Source organism: Paraburkholderia sp. RL17-337-BIB-A, from assembly GCF_046025895.1.
Classification (GTDB): Bacteria; Pseudomonadota; Gammaproteobacteria; order Burkholderiales; family Burkholderiaceae; genus Paraburkholderia; species Paraburkholderia fungorum_C.
On the sequence record NZ_JARESY010000001.1, the window covers coordinates 4,056,244 to 4,076,042 of the forward strand.

At 60.4% G+C, this 19,799-nt stretch carries 15 protein-coding genes and 1 pseudogene; 3 read left to right on the forward strand and 13 right to left on the reverse strand.

Going from position 1 to position 19,799, the window contains the following annotated elements; all coding sequences use genetic code 11:
* Nucleotides 1-172: 172 nt before the first annotated feature.
* The 7 genes from P0D84_RS18075 to P0D84_RS18105 all read right to left on the reverse strand — a co-directional run bounded on the left by P0D84_RS18075 (nt 173) and on the right by P0D84_RS18105 (nt 7,947).
* Nucleotides 173-613 (reverse strand): VPA1267 family protein, encoded by a 441-nt coding sequence (locus tag P0D84_RS18075; RefSeq protein ID WP_408338557.1) that lies wholly within the window; start codon nt 611-613, stop codon nt 173-175.
* Nucleotides 613-1,047: a hypothetical protein gene (locus P0D84_RS18080; protein ID WP_408338559.1), complete on the reverse strand. Its 435-nt coding sequence runs from the start codon at nt 1,045-1,047 to the stop codon at nt 613-615. Before P0D84_RS18080 ends, P0D84_RS18075 begins: the two co-directional genes overlap by 1 nt.
* Nucleotides 1,044-3,053, reverse strand: coding sequence for an integrase (locus tag P0D84_RS18085; protein ID WP_408339886.1), 2,010 nt, complete (start codon nt 3,051-3,053; stop codon nt 1,044-1,046). The genes P0D84_RS18080 and P0D84_RS18085 overlap by 4 nt, the downstream gene beginning before the upstream one ends.
* 2 nt (nt 3,054-3,055) lie before the next feature.
* Nucleotides 3,056-4,597, reverse strand: a complete 1,542-nt coding sequence (locus P0D84_RS18090; protein ID WP_408338561.1) for a tyrosine-type recombinase/integrase — start codon at nt 4,595-4,597, stop codon at nt 3,056-3,058.
* On the reverse strand, nt 4,581-5,837 hold the full coding sequence (locus tag P0D84_RS18095; protein WP_408338563.1) for a tyrosine-type recombinase/integrase: 1,257 nt from the start codon (nt 5,835-5,837) through the stop codon (nt 4,581-4,583). The genes P0D84_RS18090 and P0D84_RS18095 overlap by 17 nt, the downstream gene beginning before the upstream one ends.
* Before the next feature lie 133 nt (nt 5,838-5,970).
* Nucleotides 5,971-6,507 (reverse strand): single-stranded DNA-binding protein, encoded by a 537-nt coding sequence (locus tag P0D84_RS18100; RefSeq protein WP_408338565.1) that lies wholly within the window; start codon nt 6,505-6,507, stop codon nt 5,971-5,973.
* 246 nt (nt 6,508-6,753) lie between these two features.
* Nucleotides 6,754-7,947 carry an MFS transporter gene (locus P0D84_RS18105; protein WP_408338567.1) on the reverse strand — a complete coding sequence of 398 codons (1,194 nt, stop codon included), beginning with the start codon at nt 7,945-7,947 and terminating at the stop codon, nt 6,754-6,756.
* A 369-nt stretch (nt 7,948-8,316) separates the two neighbouring features.
* Between P0D84_RS18105 and uvrA the strand changes: the two genes are divergently transcribed.
* On the forward strand, nt 8,317-11,190 hold the full coding sequence (gene uvrA / locus P0D84_RS18110; RefSeq protein WP_408338569.1) for an excinuclease ABC subunit UvrA: 2,874 nt from the start codon (nt 8,317-8,319) through the stop codon (nt 11,188-11,190).
* 34 nt (nt 11,191-11,224) lie between these two features.
* Nucleotides 11,225-12,310: an AI-2E family transporter gene (locus P0D84_RS18115; RefSeq protein WP_408338571.1), complete on the forward strand. Its 1,086-nt coding sequence runs from the start codon at nt 11,225-11,227 to the stop codon at nt 12,308-12,310.
* 58 nt (nt 12,311-12,368) lie between these two features.
* On the opposite strand, the pseudogene P0D84_RS18120 reads toward P0D84_RS18115, so the two are convergent.
* A pseudogene (locus tag P0D84_RS18120) lies at nt 12,369-12,749 on the reverse strand (TonB-dependent siderophore receptor); the annotation flags it as partial.
* A gap of 118 nt (nt 12,750-12,867) precedes the next feature.
* On the opposite strand from P0D84_RS18120, the gene P0D84_RS18125 reads away from it, so the two are divergent.
* The gene (locus P0D84_RS18125) at nt 12,868-14,103 is read left to right on the forward strand and encodes a PepSY-associated TM helix domain-containing protein (RefSeq protein WP_408338573.1); all 1,236 of its coding nucleotides are present in this window, start codon (nt 12,868-12,870) and stop codon (nt 14,101-14,103) included.
* 219 nt (nt 14,104-14,322) lie between these two features.
* Here the strand turns inward: P0D84_RS18125 and purU are convergent, their stop codons facing one another.
* The 5 genes from purU to P0D84_RS18150 all read right to left on the reverse strand — a co-directional run bounded on the left by purU (nt 14,323) and on the right by P0D84_RS18150 (nt 19,694).
* The gene (gene purU, locus P0D84_RS18130; protein ID WP_408338575.1) at nt 14,323-15,192 is read right to left on the reverse strand and encodes a formyltetrahydrofolate deformylase; all 870 of its coding nucleotides are present in this window, start codon (nt 15,190-15,192) and stop codon (nt 14,323-14,325) included.
* 194 nt (nt 15,193-15,386) lie between these two features.
* Complete coding sequence (locus P0D84_RS18135) at nt 15,387-16,265, reverse strand: NUDIX hydrolase (RefSeq protein WP_408338577.1); 879 nt, start codon at nt 16,263-16,265, stop codon at nt 15,387-15,389.
* Between the two features lie 58 nt (nt 16,266-16,323).
* Nucleotides 16,324-16,938, reverse strand: a complete 615-nt coding sequence (locus P0D84_RS18140; protein ID WP_408338579.1) for a LysE family translocator — start codon at nt 16,936-16,938, stop codon at nt 16,324-16,326.
* 44 nt (nt 16,939-16,982) lie between these two features.
* Nucleotides 16,983-17,549 carry an adenine phosphoribosyltransferase gene (locus P0D84_RS18145; RefSeq protein ID WP_408338581.1) on the reverse strand — a complete coding sequence of 189 codons (567 nt, stop codon included), beginning with the start codon at nt 17,547-17,549 and terminating at the stop codon, nt 16,983-16,985.
* Between the two features lie 141 nt (nt 17,550-17,690).
* Nucleotides 17,691-19,694 carry a monovalent cation:proton antiporter family protein gene (locus P0D84_RS18150; protein ID WP_408339888.1) on the reverse strand — a complete coding sequence of 668 codons (2,004 nt, stop codon included), beginning with the start codon at nt 19,692-19,694 and terminating at the stop codon, nt 17,691-17,693.
* Between the last annotated feature and the right edge of the window lie 105 nt (nt 19,695-19,799).

Below are 19,799 nucleotides of genomic sequence, written 5' to 3' on the forward strand. Positions count from 1 at the left end.
ACACGTGTATCACCGAGCACAGCACGCGTTGCCTTGACGACCAAGTACACGCAGGCGTCCAACACAGAGCCGCGAGCGTCAATAGGCACACCCGTGAATATCGCGCCTCCAAATCCACGAGGATTCTGCGAACGCACTCCCGTGACTCGCACCGTGACGGTCGCAACTGCTGTCATCGAAGCAATCTCCCGGTCTCGGCCAATGCCTCCCGCAGTACCGTGAAGCGAGCAAGCTGCCGCTTCAACTCCTCGTTTTCCGCCTTCACGGCCGCGTACGCCCGTTCCAGGTGAGAGAGACGTTCCGCGTCCCGGGCCTGGCGCGAGGAGTCTGGCTGCCGGACGGGGGTTGCGGCAACGGCGTCCGATTGATTATCCGACGCGAGAGGCGGAAGCACGTTGCGTTCTCGTAGCAAATCCTCCAAATCCTTCAGCGCCTTCTTTATGCGGGGATTCTGCGTCAACGCCGACTTGCTGAAGCCACATTCCGCTGCAATATCCTGACGCGACAAGACACCACGTGTCGCCATGTTCCGGAAGTCATCGTCCGTCCTGGATGCCGCCCAGGTCGTGAACCGACGCACATTCTCCTCGGCAACCTGCTGTCCGTTTGCCATCACTTGCTCCCTTTAGAGCGGTCTCGAGGCGGTTTCGGCAAGGGGGCATTGAGCATATCCATCGTGACGCCTTTTCGTTCGGCATTGGTGGCCCATGTCACAAACTGCTCGAGGAGAAGGTCTTTCTCTTTCTCGAGTCGCTCTGCTTTCGCCTTGTAACGCTCCACCTGTGCGAGGGCCGCACGAACCCGTTCGTCGCGAGGCTCACCTCGCTCACGAGGCAACGTACCTCGCAGCGCGTCCTTCTTGAAGGAGAACGCGTTGGCGATTTCGGGATACTCGGCAAACGTAAATCTCGAATAGCGGATTCCGGTGGAGCTTTGAACCGCATCCAGCAACAGTTCCCAGGTGAGCTTCCCTTTCCACGCATCCAAGGTTTCAAGGACCCCGGCGATGCGTTCGCTCGTTAAATCGGGAGCGCGCGTCTTCCTCATGCAAGCTCCTTTCGCCGTTTAGGCGGCGTGAACCTGATTGGATGAACGTTTCCGACGGTGATGAGCGGCGCATTGTTCACGTCCAGTCGAATCCGCGCGCCGATAGGAACCGCAGGGTCCTCCAGGATTGACAGTAGTGCATTGATTCGTTCGAGGGTCGTTTTTTGATGTTTGACCCACGTATCTGCGCCGTACTCTTCCTCGCTCAGCGCTTCCTGTGCCTTTTTCAGGAGGTACTCCGTCTCACTCTTTGACATGCGGAGGTTCGCTTCTTTGTGCGCATCGCCCTTGATGCATTCCTGCTCCTCGCAGTTAATGCAGTCGCGATGCATCTGGCACGGTTCACTGGCGAAGTCGTGTCTGCACCAACCATATGCCGTGGTATGCGCCGCAGCCAGCCTCAGTTGTTCAAACTCACTCCGGGTGAACAATTCGCGGCCACCAGTCAGGAGCAGTTCCAGTTCGGAAGTGAACCCGTTCTGCAAGGCTTCACTAATGGGCGCCTGAACCTCATCGGAAGTCATGTGGTCGTAGGCACGGTTTTGCCTGGTGTCCTTCCGACCAGAGAAGATGGCGATTTCTGTACTACTCAAACCGCCCGTCTGCGCCAACATATTCAGGTAATGACGCAGGTTATGGCTTTGGAGCTCAATGGGAGAACCGTCATCTTCGGTATAGTTGAAACGCTCAAAGATAGAAAGCCGACCCTCACGAGCTCCGAAGTGGTTTGTTATTACGCCGTAGTCCACACAGCTGAACATGCACGCCCAGGTCACCTTCGCCGAATGCATTTCGTTGGTGCGCATGAGGGCCATCGAGTCACGGCATAAGAGTTCGGGCGCACCGGGAACATACGGGAAGGTCTCTGGTAACATTGCAATGACGGCACGCTCGACGTCTTCGAAGCGATACCCGACACGCCTCCCTATGCCAAGCTTATGCTGAGGCAGTTTCGCGGTCAGTGTCGCCCAGTAGTTGGCTGTAGCAAACGCCGACGCGTCGTTCCACAGGATGAGTGCGATTTCGTTTGTTGAGAGAAGGGCTTTATCTCTAAGCTCCTCAGCGGCCTCGTGCAGATAGAGCTTGCCCGGGTTTTTCGTGTACCAGGCGGCCAACTCCTGTGCGGGTGTCGTCACCCTGGTGATGTTTGCGACTGCCTCACGGGCGATTGGCGTCATTTGAGTAGGGAGCCACTTTGTCGTATTTTCGAAGCCTTTCGACCCCGCCCACCTAAGACCCAATTTGCCGGCGAATTCACCGTCCCCTTCAACGAGACAGTTCCGCTGAAGTCGAAGCACTTCATTGATACGCTCTGGCGCACAAAGCATCAGCGCAGTGTTGCTCGAAACCAGGACATCAGGTGGCTCTATGGCGTCCTGGAAGATTGCACCGAGTGCGCGCAACGTAGCAGCGGAGGGGAGCTTCTCCTGACGTCCCTTCAACGCCTCTTCGGAGATGCGTGAATTACGTTCTTCAGGCTTCTTAAGTCCGTGGACCCAGCGTTGGCGCAAGGGAATGAATCCCTTGGTGCGCATAACGTCAGCGATTTCCTCAAGCTGACCGGCAGTCCGATAGGCCACGCCGGGCGAAACTTTCTCCCTTTCCAATTCGACCGCGCGGTCCAGTATCGTCGCGTCAACAGCGGTTGGTCGCGAACCTTTGCCCGATTCCCGTAGTGCCGCTTCCAGGCATCGAAGCGCCGCGAGGCGTGGGCCCTGGGATTCCACTGGGCGCGAATCCTGGAGGAACACGAGAATCGCTTTGGCGAAGTCCAGAAATGGCGGCAGGAGGCTTGGCTCAGGCTGCCTCTTTCGGGCAGCCTCCATCGTGCTGAATATCGCCCGGTGCGTCTTGTTGTGGCCTTTGTGGTATCCAATATCCCACGTGTTTTTGTCGAACTGGTTTCGGGCATTGAGAACGGCCGAACTCTTACAAAGTTCGATAAACAGTCCGAGATTGGCTGAAGGCTCCAGTTCAGCGCGCGGCGTAAAGCTAAGAACAGGCATATTCACGATACAGTCTCCTCTTGCTGTTCTTTACGTTGCCGCCAGACCCTTGAGCAAAGCGCGATGACTTCCTTCACTGCCCGGATTGGCTCATCGTTCACTGCGGCCATCCGTTCATCGTCCGGCCATTTTTCCTGCTCGGCTTCCAGGCGGCTCAATACCTTTTCATGTGGAGCGTCGAGCCAGGGTTCAAACCGGAAGCAGCCATAGCATGCGACCGGCTTATCGAATGCGCAGCCCTGTCCGCAACCCGCACAGCTACCTAAAGGGTCTTTTGATACCCGGAAGTCAATGATGCGGCTGCCTGGAGCACCTTTTTGGGTAGTCGCCTGTTCATTCTCAACAAGTTGCCCCTTAAATGCTTCAGCAATGGGGATGAGCAGGTCGCCCATCTTCTCATCGATGCTATTAACAATTTTGGGAGACGCCGAAACGTAAACCCGGACTTGCTGTAAGTCGGCATGGCCCATCCGGTCAGCGATAACCACTTCGCTCGCTCCCTCTTCGGCGAGCCGAGTGCCGAAGGTGTAACGAAACCGCTGAGGGGTCACGGGTATCGGCAAGAAGTCGAGACGAGAGGTAGGCGGCGCTAGCTCTCCCATCAAGCTCGAGAAGCTGGTCGATAAGGCACCGGGAGTGCAGTGACCGTAAAACAGGTCGTCCTCGGCCCGTATGCGTTTGCGTGGGCCTTCCAGCATAACGAGCTCTTGGGAGAAGAACGCAGAATTGGCGCTGTAGCCGTTCGCTGTCATCCCGGCGATGTATTCCGTAATGAGTCGTGCGGTTTGTGGGCTGATATTGAATGGGAGAAAGCTGCTTCGGATGTGTTCTTCACGTGTCTTTGCCTGCGGAAGACTCAGGACGAATGTGGATGAATTGAAGTCGCAAAGCTTAAGCGAAGCATATTGGGAAATGCGACCGCCACAGGCCAGGAGCAATCTAAAAAGCAGGAGCGTCCACAATGGAAGCGCTCCACGTCCATACTCCGTGTTAGCCGCCGAGTACAAGGCGGTGTACTCTTCTTCGCTCAAAGGCCCTATAACCGGATTTCGCGTCGTGACCGGCTCACCTTTCTTGTTACCTGGCTTTTTCCTGTCCGCCAAGTATTCGGCGCACTCCTTCTCGACAAGTGGCAGCCCGAGAGCGACCCACTTCTGTAGCAGGCCGTTGAGCGTTCCGACTCGCCCCACCTGATTAGCACCCAGCGTGGCGGCATAGTTAGAAATATGCTGTGGGCTAATGTCCCCCTCAGGGCACGCATCCATCGAATCCAAGAAATGGGCGAACGCTGCATTGAGGTTTTCGACGTGAGCCGACGAGTGCCCACTGACGAAAGGAAGCAGTGCGTGCTTCAACCACGGAACAAAGACTTCGAAACCGCCTTTGTATCGACGAAAGTCGATGCGTGCGTTATAGGGACCATCGGTCCACTCCCAGATGTCTTCCCTTGGGTCGAAGCTGCTCTTCCTGTCGCGCGTGAATACGCGCACGGGCAAGGTGAGGGTGACAGAGGTGGACGGGCGAAGTTCACTTTTCAGGGACATCGAGTTTCTCCTGTAGTTTTAGGCTAAGTTCCCGTCCTTTGCGGCTCGTGTGACGGCGAGTGTAGGTCGCAGCAGTCTTTGAGTTGTCGGTCCACCCTTGTTGCTCGTTGCGAGCCTTCTCCTCCTTTGCATCTGACAGCCCCATCAAGTCGGCTTGCTCTGAGAAGCGTTCGTTCCAGGTGTGGCGCATTACGTGGCTCGTCAATGTCACGGGCAAACCTGGGCAAGCCACGCGTAGCTCTCTGAACATCTTGTCGATGCTCTTCAAAGACAATGGCTTGCCGTCATCGGCGACGATGAGCTGAGGGTGTTTGCGAGCGGCCTTGATTTGCCTTCTGTGTTTCTCGATGTAGGTCCAAACGGCCCGCATAATGGCTGGCCGCAACTCCACCTCTCGGTCGTTGGTCTTCGTATTGGGTTGAATTGGACGAGGGTCCTCGCTAGCGTCCGCCCGACGGATGATTCTCAGCTTCGGCAGACGTTGATGCAGGTCTGCAATCTGGATACCGAGCAACTCGCCGCGACGCATACCGGTCGCGAGCAATAACACGACAATCAGCCAGTTACGGTAGCGGACGAAGCCATGCTTCCAGGGATTGTCCGGTGAGTCCGGGTTGACAAGTGCAACGAGCCTTGCCTGGTCCTCCTCTGATAGACCTTCTCTGGCACCGAGCTTGGCTCGCTTAGGGACCGGTGGAATATGACCGCGAAACGCCTCGAGAGCATCATCGCTTTCGACCGCTAACTTGTGCTTCAGAGACGCCGGCAACGTCGCGCCGACATACGTCGCCAAGAACTTCAGGAAGTCCGCCATGTATCTGATGCGGTCACCTTGGGTTTTGGCACTGACTGCCTTGACGTTCTTGACTTGCGCTTTGCGACGCAACTGAATTCTTTTGATGTCAATGACGTTTGTGCCGTTCCCGGTGCCCGGCTCATCTTCAGACAGGTCATCTGCCCAATACTGAGAGGCATAAACTAGCCGGTGGAGTTCAGGTACGGTTAAAAATTCACCCTTTCGCAATCGTTCAAGCAGCTCGATTCTAGCTTTGGCTAACTCACGATAGAGCAGCGCCTGCGCCACACAAACGGAGTGAATCGTGTTCGCGGCACGGCCCTTTGTACGATATTTCGACAGGAAAAGAGTGACTTCGTGGACCGGCAAACCGCCGGGCCTCGCCAATACGGAGTAGTGTTCCCCGTTCCGAAACCTGATGCGCCTAGCAACGAATTCTGTCATCTACCCACCGTTTTCACTAAGTAGTAGTTGCGTCGAAATCGCAGTAAAGCACAAATAGATGTGTGGGTAAAGAAAAAGCCCGTCTACGCAGGGCAGACAGGCTCTTTACCAACAAAAAACAACAAAGTAGCTTCTAGAACGGAATATCGTCATCCATCTCATCAAAGCCACCGCCGGCCGGTGCGCTCGGGCGGCTCGAACCACCACCGCCGCCGCTGCCGCCACGCGAAGCGCCGCCGCCCGAAACCGCACGGCCGCCACCACCGCCGCCGCTACGCTCTGACGGTTCACCGCGGCTGTAACCGCCTTCATCGCCACCGCCGCCCATCGAGCCGCCACGGCCACCCAGCATTTGCATCTGCTCGGCGACGATTTCGGTCGAGTAACGGTCGGTGCCGTCCTGAGCCTGCCACTTGCGGGTACGGATGCGCCCTTCCAGGTACACCGACGAGCCTTTCTTCAGATATTCCGACACGATTTCAGCAAGCCGGCCGAAGAACGACACGCGGTGCCATTCGGTTGCTTCCTTCATTTCGCCGGACGCTTTGTCCTTGTACCGATCCGTCGTCGCAAGGCGGATGTTCGCCACTGCGTCGCCGCTCGGAAGATAACGGACTTCCGGATCGGCTCCGAGATTGCCGACGAGAATGACCTTGTTCACGGATGCCATGAGTTTCTCCTGTTGATTCCGTTGCGGGCGGCACGACAATGCACAATTCACGTCTCAAGCCGGCGGGCCGGAGACCGGAACAGCGCCTCAGCCCGCCGCCGGGTGAGTTCTATCAAAAGCACGCCGGGCCGTCCCAAACTTTCCGCCCCGAAGGAAAGTCCCCCGCCCCGAAGGAAGTCACCTTCGGGATTGGGGGACTGCCCCCTCGCGGGGCTTGGCGCGAAGCGCCAGGGTTGGGAGCGGCTGTTACGCCTTCTTGCGCGGCGGCGGCTGTTTCATATTTGCCGCGATTATAAGCCAGCAAAACACCAGCCCCGAGCAAGTGAAGAAGACCGCGCTCTGACCATCCACTTTCAGCAACCAGCCGCCGACCACGCCACCCAGCGCAAGACCGATCGACTGCGTGGTGTTGTACACGCCGGCCGCCGCACCCTTGCGAGTGCCGGGCGCCAGTTTCGACACCAGTGAAGGCTGCGATGCCTCAAGAATATTGAAGCCGAGAAAGTAGACAAAAAGAATCGCCGCCACACTCAGAATCGTATGCGGTGCGACGCCCAACAACAACTGTCCGATCAGGATAAGACCGATCGCCGACAGCAGCACGATTTTCATTTTTCCGCGTTTCTCAGCAGCGATGATCGCCGGGACCATCATCACGAACGAGAGGCCCATGACCGGCAAATACACCTTCCAGTGCGACGCGACCGGCAGGCCGCCGGCTTCGAGAATGCGCGGCACCACGAGGAACAACGCCGTTTGCGTGGCATGCAGCACGAGCACGCCGAAGTTCAGACGCAGCAGTTCGACGTTATGCAGCACCTCGGCGAACGGCGCGCGCACGTGCACGGGCTTGGGCGCATCAGGCACGACCCACAGCACCAGGCCGACCGCCAGAATCGAGAAGATGCCGACCAGCGTGAACAAGCCGCTCATGCCGACCCACTGGAACACGATTGGCGCACCGACGATCGCCACCGCGAACGAAATGCCGATGCTGCCGCCGACCATCGCCATCGCCTTGGTGCGATGCTCTTCGGACGTCAGGTCGGCGATAAACGCGATCACCGCGGACGACACCGCGCCCATGCCCTGAATCACCCGGCCGACGATGATCCACGTCATGTCGTGCGCGCCCGCCGCAACGAAGCTGCCGAGCGCGAAGATCAGGAGGCCGGTCGCAATGACCGGCTTACGGCCGACCTTGTCGGAGACCCAGCCGTAGAAGATGTACAGCATGGACTGCGTCACACCGTACGCACCGAGCGCGATACCCACCAGCAGCACGTTGTCGCCGCCGGGAATGGTCTTCGCGTAGATCGAGAACACCGGCATGATCATGAAGAGGCCGAGCATGCGCAGCGCGAAGATGGCGGCAAGCGACACGGTCGCGCGCATTTCAGGCGCGCTCATGCGTGAGGAGGTAGCGGACGGATTGGACATCAGGAGCGTTCTTTGAATGAGCGGGGCGGCCTACCGCTGGGCGGCACACCACGGGCGGACCTTCCCCACAGGACGGCCAAAACCAGGCGGTTTACCACGGGACGGCTGGATAGCGTGAAACACATGGCGCGGCGTGCGGCCCGGCGGTCTTGCTGCGCACTCGCCTGGAACTCCGCGGCGCCTTGCACTCGCGGGAAACGGCCCCAGTTAGGCCTCTTCCCCACGGCGCTGGACCGCTGCCTTTCAGCTTGCCTTGTGCCTTCTTTCGGCTGTCAGGAAGCCGTAACGGCGGTCTTGAAAAGTCGTTATAGTAGCAGGTTTAGCCTCTTCCTCTTTCCGCCAGCTAATGGCCAGGTGATGGAATAACGCGTGGAACAAATCCGTATCCGTGGGGCTCGCACCCACAACCTGAAGAACGTCAATCTCGACCTCCCACGTCACAAGCTCGTGGTGATTACGGGCCTGTCCGGCTCGGGTAAATCGTCGCTGGCGTTCGACACGCTCTATGCGGAAGGACAGCGTCGCTACGTCGAAAGTCTTTCCGCTTATGCCCGGCAATTCCTGCAATTAATGGAAAAGCCGGACGTCGATCTGATCGAAGGCTTGTCGCCGGCGATCTCGATCGAACAGAAAGCGACTTCGCACAATCCGCGTTCCACGGTCGGCACCGTCACCGAAATTCACGACTATCTGCGGCTGCTGTTCGCGCGTGTCGGCACGCCGTACTGCCCGGACCACGAAATTCCGCTGGAAGCCCAAAGCGTCTCGCAGATGGTCGACGCGGCGCTCGCGTTGCCGGAAGAAACGAAACTGATGATCCTCGCGCCGGTGGTGGCGAACCGCAAGGGCGAGCACGTCGAGCTGTTCGAGGAGATGCAGGCGCAGGGCTTCATCCGCTTCCGCGTGCGCTCGGGCGGCGGCACCGCCAATGAAGGCGTCGCGAAGATCTATGAAGTCGATTCACTGCCAAAGCTGAAAAAGAACGACAAACACACGATCGACGTGGTCGTGGATCGTCTGAAGGTCCGCGGCGATATGAAGCAGCGTCTGGCCGAATCGTTCGAAACGGCACTGCGTCTCGCCGACGGCCGCGCCATTGCGCTGGAAATGGATACGGACAAGGAGCATCTGTTCAGCTCGAAGTTCGCCTGCCCGATCTGCTCGTATTCGCTGCAGGAGTTGGAGCCGCGCCTGTTCTCGTTCAACAACCCGATGGGCGCGTGCCCGGAATGCGACGGCCTGGGGCAAATCACCTTCTTCGATCCGAAGCGGGTGGTGGCGCATCCGTCGCTGTCCCTGGCGGCAGGCGCGGTGAAGGGCTGGGACCGGCGCAACCAGTTCTACTTCCAGATGCTGCAAAGTCTCGCGGCATTCTACGAGTTCGACATCGACACGGCCGTCGAAGACTTGCCGGAGAAAGTCCGCAAGATTCTTCTGTTCGGTTCGGGCAAGCAGGAAATTCCGTTTTCGTACATGAACGAGCGCGGCCGCACTTCCGTGCGCGAGCATGTGTTCGAAGGAATCATCCCGAACCTGGAGCGGCGTTACCGCGAGACCGATTCGGTCGCGGTGCGCGAAGAACTCGCCAAGTATCAGAACAACCAGCCCTGCCCCGCTTGCGCCGGCACGCGGCTGCGTCGGGAAGCCCGTTTCGTGCGGATCGGCTCGGACGGCGACGCGCGCGGCATCTTCGAAATCAGCGGCTGGCCGTTGCGCGATGCGCTTGGCTATTTCCAGACGCTTCGGCTCGAAGGCTCGAAGCGCGAGATCGCCGACAAGGTGGTCAAGGAAATCGTCGCGCGGCTGATGTTCCTGAATAACGTCGGACTCGACTATCTGTCGCTCGAACGCAGCGCGGAAACGCTCTCGGGTGGTGAAGCGCAGCGGATTCGCCTCGCCTCGCAGATCGGTTCCGGTTTGACCGGCGTGATGTACGTGCTGGACGAGCCGTCGATCGGTCTGCATCAGCGCGACAACGACCGGCTGATCGCCACGCTCAAGCATCTGCGCGACCTGGGCAACTCGGTGATCGTCGTCGAACACGACGAGGACATGATCCGCATGGCCGACTACGTGGTCGACATGGGACCTGGCGCGGGCGAGCACGGCGGCATGGTGATCGCCGAGGGCACGCCCAAACAGGTGCAGGCGAATCCGGCGTCGATGACCGGGCAGTATATGTCCGGCGCCCGCAACATCGAATTCCCCGACGAGCGCAAGGAGCCGGACGAACGGCGTCTGCGGATCGTCGAGGCGTTCGGCAACAATCTGCAGCACGTCTCGCTCGATCTGCCGGTCGGCCTGCTGACCTGCGTGACCGGCGTGTCCGGTTCGGGCAAGTCCACGCTGATCAACGACACGCTGTATCACGCGGTCGCGCATCACCTGTATGGATCATCCACCGAGCCGGCGCCGTACGAGTCGATCGAAGGTCTGGAGCACTTCGACAAGGTCATCAACGTAGACCAATCACCGATCGGCCGCACGCCGCGCTCGAATCCGGCCACTTACACCGGGCTGTTCACGCCGATCCGCGAATTGTTCGCGGGCGTGCCCGCGGCGAAGGAGCGCGGCTACGAAGCGGGCCGCTTCTCGTTCAACGTGAAGGGCGGCCGCTGCGAATCCTGCCAGGGCGACGGCGTGCTGAAGGTGGAGATGCACTTTTTGCCGGACGTCTACGTTCCCTGCGATGTCTGCCACGGCAAGCGCTACAACCGCGAAACGCTCGACGTGCAGTACAAAGGCAAGAACATCAGCGAAGTGCTCGATATGACGGTGGAGAACGCCTACGAGTTTTTCAAGCCTGTGCCGGTCGTCGCGCGCAAGCTGAAAACCTTGCTGGACGTGGGTCTGGGCTATATCCGGCTGGGCCAGTCGGCCACCACCCTCTCCGGTGGCGAGGCGCAGCGCGTCAAACTATCTTTGGAACTGAGCAAGCGCGACACCGGTCGCACTCTATACATCCTCGACGAGCCAACCACCGGTCTGCACTTTCACGACATCGCCTTGCTGCTGGAAGTCATTCATCGTTTGCGAGACCAGGGTAATACCGTCGTGATCATCGAGCATAATCTCGATGTAATAAAGACCGCCGACTGGGTGATCGATCTTGGTCCGGAAGGCGGTGCCGGCGGCGGTCAGATCATCGCGCAAGGCACGCCTGAGCAGGTCGCCAAGTCAAAGGCAAGTTTTACCGGAAAATATCTGGCGCCGCTGCTGAAACGCACCGCCAGCAGAAAGTAACGCTGCACAACACGAGTTGGAAACGGGATAAGCCATGGCCAAGCGGAATCAGGCGCGCGACGACGGGCAAGTGCAGGACCTACGCCCACGCCCGGTCAGGCTGACTAGCGACATGAGCCTGCCGAAGCTGTCGGCGGTCGAAATCGGCAGCTACGTGCTGATGCTGTTCGGCATGTGGGCGGTCATCGAACTGAGGTTGCTCGGCGCCTTGCTGGCCGGGCTGCTCGTGTTTCAACTCGTGCACACCATTGCGCCGCGCATCGAACGGCATATGTCGAGTCAGCGCGCGCGCTGGCTCGCGGTGGTGATCCTCTCGGCGGTGATTGTCGGGGCGCTGACGGGGCTGACGCTCGGCATCATCGAACATTTCGAAAACGACGTGCCGAGCGTCCAGAAGCTGCTCGACCAGGCAATGCAGTTGATCGACCAGGCGCGCGGCCGGATTCCGCAATTCGTCGCCAACTATCTGCCGGTCGATACCGAGCAGATGAAGACGAAGGCGGCCGAGCTGATGCAGACGCACGCGAACATGCTGCAGCAAAGCGGCAAGTCTGTTGCGCGCGCTTTCACGCACATCCTGATCGGCATGATCATCGGCGCGATCATCGCCGTCGGGGCCCAGAAGCATATGCAGCGGCTGCCTTTGTCCACTGCGTTCGTCACGCGTGTGACCCGTTTTGCCGACGCCTTTCGCCGCATCGTATTCGCTCAGGTCAAGATTTCCGCGATCAACGCGGTCTTCACCGGCATCTTCCTGCTGGTGATCCTGCCGATCTTTCACGACACGCTGCCACTCTCCAAAACGCTCGTGCTGGTGACGTTCATCGTCGGCTTGCTGCCTGTGATCGGCAATCTGATCTCGAACACGATCATTGTCGCGGTGGCGCTTTCGGTGACCTTTCCGGCGGCGATCATGTCGCTCGTCTTCCTGATCCTGATTCACAAGCTGGAGTACTTCCTGAACGCACGCATCGTCGGTGGTCAGATCGAGGCACGCGCGTGGGAACTGCTAGTCGCGATGCTCGTGATGGAAGCCGCGTTCGGCATCCCCGGCGTGGTCGCGGCGCCGATCTTCTATGCGTACATCAAGCGGGAATTGATCTATCTGCGACTGGTGTGAGCGAGGGCCGGGTTGATCGGCAGTCTGAAGCGGCATTTAACTGCCGCTTTTTTCATGCTCAGAAGTCGACGCGCGCGTTCAACGACAGCGTACGCGGATCGCCTGGTGTCACGTAGTCCGCATACTGATACTCCCAGTAACGGCGATTGAGCAGGTTGTCGATCGCCGCGCGGAACGTCACGTCGTAGCCGCCTATGCGCGTGGCGTAGCTCGCACCGAGGTTGACCAGCATGGAGCCCGGCGCATTTAGATTCGCGTTGGGCGCACGTTGGTATTGCCGGTGAACTTCGCGTCGGCGCCGATGCGCCGCCCCGGCATATACGGCATCGCGTACGTCATGACCCGCCACGACGAATTGCGGCGCGCCAGCCACGCAATTGCCGTTGTTGGCCGCGCCCTTCTCGTACTTCGTGTTGATCCACATGAGGTCGCCGCCGACTTACAAGAAACTTGCAGCCGCTGGCATGATTCCGTAAGATGCGAACAATTCCCATTTGCACTTATGTCTTGGTCGTGACACGCCATCAGCATTCCCGCCGCATTTCGCCGGCTCGCTCATGAGGCAGCAACTCGTCCGGCTGCACCGCTGGTTCGGTGTCGCCATCGCGCTGTTTCTGTTCGTCGCCGGCCTGACCGGCGCGATCATCGCGTGGGATCATGAACTCGATGCGGCGCTGAACCCGTCGTTCTTCAAAGCGCGCACTGCCGGCCCGGCGCTGTCGGGACTCGAGTTGGCACGTCGCGTCGAAGCGGCTGATCCGCGCCTGCAGGTGACGTATTTGCCGCTCGACGCCGAACCCGGCCACACACTGCAGATGATGGTGCTGCCGCGCACCAACCCCGCCACGAAACAGCCCTACTCACTCGACTTCAACCAGATTGCCGTCGACCCTGCCACTGGCGAGGTTCAGGGGCGGCGCGAATGGGGCGCCGTTTCGCTCGCGCGGCTCAATCTGATTCCGTTCATCTACAAGCTGCACTACACGCTGCAATTACCGTTTACCGGCGGTGTCGATATCGGCACGTGGCTGATGGGTATTGTCGGGATCGTGTGGCTGTTCGATAGCGTCATCGCGCTATGGCTGTCGTTTCCGAGCTTCAAGGCATGGCGCAAGTCGTTCGCGTTTCGCCTCACGCGCGGCGGCTATGCACTCACCTTCGATCTGCATCGCTCGGGCGGCGTGTGGATCTGGGGCTTGCTGGTGATCGTCGCGCTGACGTCGGTGTCGATGAATCTTTCGGCGCCGGTCGTTCGGCCAATCGTGTCGATGTTCTCGACGCTCACGCCTGATCCGATCAACAATCCCGAGATTCTGCGTAAGCCTGAGCCAGGCGATCAGGTATTGAGCCGCGAGCGCATCGTGCAACTGGCCGAGCAAGCCGGCAAAGCGCAAAACCTCAAGGTGGCACCGGGCGGCCTCTACTACGCGGAATTCCTGCACGCCTACGGCGTCGGCTTCTACGCAACCGGTAACGATCACGGCGATGTGGGGCTCGGCAACCCCTGGATGTATTGGGACGCCGCCACCGGCAAGCAGCTCGGCGCGCAGATCCCCGGCAAGGGCACGGCGGGCGATATCTTCATGCAGGTGCAATTTCCGCTGCATTCGGGACGCATCCTCGGTCTCGGCGGGCGGATTCTGATTAGCGCGGTGGGGATTGCGGTCGCCGTGCTGAGCGCAACGGGATTGCTGATCTGGCTGAAGAAACTGAATGCACGCCGCCGTTCGGCGCAAAACGCACGGCTCGCACAGAACACGCGGGATGTGGGCAGAACCGCGATGCGGTCCTGATCTGAGACGAGCGCGCCGCATTCATTCGAAACGCGCTTGCAACAGCTTGCGCGGCCCTGATCCAAGACGAGCGCGCCGCATTCACTCGAAACGCGCTTACAGCAGCTTGCGCGGCCATGGAGAGAGACTGCGCTGCCGAACTGATTCGGCGCACGCTTGCAGCGAGGTCATGCGGCCATGGTTTGGCCACCGCCCCCACCGCCAGCGCGTCAACTTCTCTTAACGAAACACCACCGTCTTGCTGCCGTTCAACACGACGCGATGCTCGACGTGCCACTTCACCGCGCGTGCGAGCGTCACGCATTCGACGTCACGGCCAATCGCCGTCAGTTGCTCCGGCGTCATGCTGTGGTCGACGCGCTCCACTTCCTGCTCGATGATCGGGCCTTCATCAAGATCCGTCGTCACGTAGTGCGCGGTGGCACCAATCAGCTTGACGCCGCGATCGAACGCCTGGTAATACGGCTTCGCGCCCTTGAAGCTCGGCAGGAACGAATGGTGAATATTGATCGCGCGGCCGGCGAGCGATTCGCACAACTGCGGCGACAGAATCTGCATGTAGCGCGCGAGCACCACCAGATCCGCTTGATGTTCGTCGATCACTTCGAGCACGCGTGCTTCCTGCGCGGCCTTCGCGTCGGGCGTGCCGCCCATTAGCGGGAAGTGATGGAACGGAATGTCGTAGCTGGCCGCGAGCTGATAGAACTCCTTGTGGTTCGAGATGATCGCCGGAATCTCGATACCCAATTGACCGGTGCGATAGCGGAACAGCAGGTCGTTCAGGCAATGGCCGATCTTCGACACCATGATGACCACGCGCGGCTTCACCGACGCATCATGCAATTCCCAGCGCATGCCGAACTGCTCGGCGAGCGTCGTGAACGACGTACGCAACGCCTCCAGGCCCGGATCGCCACCCACCTGCTGGAAATGCACGCGCATGAAGAACTCGCCGGTGCGGCTATCGCCGAACTGCGCTGAGTCGAGAATATTGCTGCCACGCTCGAACAGAAAGCCCGAAACCGCGTGGACGATGCCGGGCCGGTCGGCGCACGACAGTTTGAGGATAAAGCTGTGATCGGTCGACATGACCTGGGTGACTCCCTTTCTTCAATGCGTGGTTTGTTCGGTGTGTCTTGTTCGATGCAGCGTGCTGCATGCGTAACTCAAGCTTTTCGTCGCGCAGCGCGCTATTAGCGGCTCATTGCGCTTATGCGTTTCTGCGACTACTAGCGCCTCACTACGCTTATGCGCCTACTAGCGCGTCATTAGCGCTTGTGCGCCTACGCAAACACCGGCGGCGCGAACAGCGTCTCGATGCCCGCACACGCGTCCTCATCGATCCAGCGACGGCGCAGCAGGCAATCCAGCGTAGCTAGACTCGCATCCACGGTCATCGCGCCTTCCTCAATCCAGCGCGCCACGTCGTCGATGCGCGCGAGCCGGTGTTCGCCCACTTCGCCATCCTGATTGCGCGGCGCGAAATCGGTCGGCAGCGCGAGATCGTAAATAAAAATCTGCTCGGCCTGCGTGCCTTCCGGCAACGATTGCAGCACATGCGCAGTGCGGCCAGCCACAGCGCGCGCGGCGATCTCCTCGGGAATGCCGGCTTCTTCCCAGCACTCCTTGACCATCGTTGCCTCGATGCCGAAGCCCCAGCCAATCCCGCCTGCCACGACGTTGTCGAGCATACCCGGGTCGGTCGCCTTGGTGTCGCTGCGGCGCGCGATCCATAGTTGCGGGGCGGCCATCCGCGGGGCGGCCTCCCGCGGGGCGCTATCCGCGTATTCTACGACGCCGTTCAGATGCACCGCGTAGGTCAGCGTGCCGAAGAAGCGCGACGCCGCGCGTTCAATGAAGGCGAGCGGCGGCGCATCGAAGGCATTGCGGATCGCGTAGGTCTCGTTGCGCCAGCCGGGAATGCGGCCTTCGGCGGCAAGCGCACCGATCACAGAACCGAGCGCCGTGCTGCGCAGATCGACCGTGTTGAACGCGGGCGCGAGCGTCACGCGCGTGCCGTCGATTTCGAATACATCGGGCCAGCGCGTCAGCAACGGCACATCGGTCGAGCGAATCCAGCCGACCTGTTCGGCTTCGATCCATAACGGCAGATGCGCGCGGACGTCGAAACGACGTGCGGCGGTAATGCAAGGCAAAGTCATTTAAAACTCCAAACTGTTCTTCGGTCGCGCTGAATCGTTGTCGGCCGTGTCGGCCGCCTCAATCACGCAAGGCAACCCGAATCCCAATCGCGATGAACGTCGCGCCGGCCAGCCGGTCGAGCCACACGCCCACGCGCGGCCGGCGCTTCAGCCAGCCGCCGATCATCCCCGCGCACACGCCGAAGAGCGAGAACACCACCACGGTTTGCAACATGAACAACACGCCGAGTTCGAGCATCTGCACCGTGACGCTCTGCGTGCCATGCGGCTGCACGAATTGCGGCAGGAACACGACGAAGAACAGCGTCACCTTCGGATTCAGCAGATTGCCGAGCACACTCTGACGAAACACCGCCATCAACGGTTGCGGCGCGCGCGCGTGCGCCGTGGCGAGCCCCTGGCTGCGCAGCGCCTTGATGCCGATCCAGATCAGATACGCGGCACCGGCCAGCTTGATCACTTCGAACGCAACTGGCGACGAACGCAGCAAGGCGGCCACGCCAAGCGCAGCCAACGTGGTGTGAAAGGTGATGCCGGCGGCAAATCCGAGCGCGGCGACGAGACCCGCCGCACGGCCTTGCGAAATACCGCGCGCAAGAACCTGCAGATTGTCCGGGCCGGGCGCCATCGTGATGGCGATCGAGGTCGCGAGGAACAACAGGAAGTTGGGCATCTTTCTTACCTTCTTAGGCGCAGGAAGAAGTTCGTATCCAGCGATCAATGGCCGCCGAATTCAGTCACCGTATAGAGCGGCAGGCCGCCGTCGCGTAGCAGCTTCGAGCCGCCGAGTTCAGGCAGATCGATAATCGCCGCACCTTCAACCACTACCGCGCCGAGCCGCTCGAGCAGAATCTTGCCGGCCATCATCGTGCCGCCGGTGGCGATCAGGTCGTCGATGATCACGACGCGATCGCCCGGCTTGCAGGCGTCCTCGTGAATCTCGACAGTGGCGGTGCCGTATTCCAGCTCATAGGATTGCGCGACCCGCTTGTACGGCAGCTTGCCCTGCTTGCGGATCGGAATGAAGCCGAGGTTCAGTTCGTAAGCCAGAATCGGGCCGATGATGAAGCCGCGCGCGTCCAGCCCCGCGACGTAGTCGAGCTTCGCGTCGATGTAGCGTTGCACGAACAGATCGATCAGCACGCGCAGCGACTTCGGCTCCTGCAGGAGCGGCGTGATGTCGCGGAACTGCACGCCCGACTGCGGCCAGTCGGGCACCGTGCGGATGTGGCTTTTGATGTAGTCGGCCGCATCGAGCGGCGCGCTCGCGAGCGCGTTGGACATGGTGTCTCCGGATGGACCTCGACAGGTCCGATGAAATGCTAAATCAGGGGCGGACGGCCAGGTGTGGCCGGCCACTCCGCCGGCTCAGGCATATGCGGCAACGCCGGCCCGCGAAAAATCACACCACGCCGGCCATTCACGTCAGGCTGCGGCGGCGCCCGCGCGACGATGCTTCGAAAGCCGCTCTTCAGCTTCGGCCAACTGTTCGGGCAGACCGCGCAACACCACGATATCGCTCGCGCGCAGCTTGGTGGACGGGTCCGGCTCGACGCCGCGAATGCCGTGGCGTCGAATGGCCGTCACTTCAACGCCCAGATCGAACAGGCCCAGTTCCGCCAGCGTTCGGCCTACCGCGTCCGAGTTTTCGTCGACCGGCACCGATTGTAGCCGCACCTGTTCGTGGCCGTCGTCATCTTCCATGTCGTCCGCGCCGTGGAAATAGCCGCGCAACAGCGCATAGCGCTCGTCGCGCATTTCCTCGACCCGCCGCACCACCCGGCGCATCGGCACACCCATCAGCACCAGCGTATGCGAAGCCAGCATCAGACTGCCTTCGACGATTTCAGGAATCACCTCGGTCGCGCCGGCGGCCAGCAGCTTTTCCAGATCGGCGTCGTCGACGGTACGAACGATCACCGGCAGCGTGGGTTCCAGCTCGTGAATGTTGTGCAGCACGCGCAATGCTGACGGCGTGTTCGCGTAGGTAATCGCGATCGCCGCCGCGCGGTGGATACCGGCGGCAAGCAACGATTCGCGCCGCCCCGCATCGCCGAACACCACCGACTCACCCGCGGTCGCCGCGGCCTGCACACGATCGGGGTCGAGGTCCAACGCGACGTACGACAAACCTTCGTGCTCCAGCATGCGCGCCAGATTCTGCCCGGCCCGGCCGTACCCGCAAATGATCACGTGGCCGCTTTGCTTCAGGCTCTGCGTGGCAATACGCGTCATCTGCAAGGACTGCATCATCCATTCAGTCGACGACAACCGCAGCACGATTCGATCCGCGTTCTGGATCATGAACGGCGCGGCCAGCATCGACAGCAGCATCGCCGCGAGAATCGCCTGCAACAGGGTGGCGTCGACGAGATGCTTGTCGAGAATCAGGTTCAGCAGCACGAAGCCGAACTCGCCGGCTTGCGCGAGGCCGATACCGGTGCGCATCGCGACCCCCGGCGACGCACCGAACAGGCGCGAGAGCCCCGTGACCATGACCGCCTTCAGCAGAATCGGGCCGACCAGGAAGCCGAGCACGATGAACGGATGTTCCCAGATCACCCGCGGATTCAACAGCATGCCGGTCGTGACGAAGAAGAGGCCCAGCAGCACGTCGCGAAACGGCTTGATGTCCTCTTCCACCTGATGCCGGTACGGCGTCTCGGCGATCAACATGCCGGCGATGAACGCGCCGAGCGCAAGCGACAGCCCGAATTTGTCGGTGATGAACGCTGCACCGAGCGTCACCAGCAGCAGATTGAGAATGAACAGTTCCTGCGAGCGGCGCCGCGCCACGACGTTGAACCAGCGCGTCATGAAGCGCTGCCCCACTATTAACAATAGCGCCAACGCCACGACGATCTTGATGGCCGCCACGCCGAGCGAACTGACGAGATCTTTCGAGTCGCCGCCCAACGCGGCGATCACGATCAGGAGCGGCACCACCGCCAGATCCTGGAACAGCAGCACGCCGAAGATATTGCGGCCGTGCTCGGTTTCGATCTCGAGCCGTTCCGCCAACATCTTGCTGACGATCGCCGTGGACGACATCGCCAGCGCACCGCCCAGTGCCACGCTCGCCTGCCACGTGATATGCACCCAGCGTTCCAGCACGAAGCCGAGCGTGACCGCCACGGCGATCGTGCCGATCACCTGCAATAAGCCGAGGCCGAATACGAGCCGGCGCATCGAGCGCAGTTTGGAAAGCGAAAACTCCAGCCCGATGGAAAACATCAGGAACACGACGCCGAATTCCGCAAGGTTCTGCGCGCCCGCCGAGTCGGGAATCAAACCGAATGCGTGCGGCCCGACGACGATGCCGACCGTCAGATAGCCGAGCATCGGCGGCAGATTCAGAAAGCGAAAAACCACCACACCCGCTACTGAAGCCAGCAGCAAGAATAGCGTCATTTCGAGCGGGGAAATCATCGGCAAAAACGCATCGGTAAAGCGTCCTCGTTCGTCAGCGGAACCGCGCACGCTAACACCGTGCGGCAAGGTTGTGGGGCCGTTAAAAACAGCAATAAAGGCAGT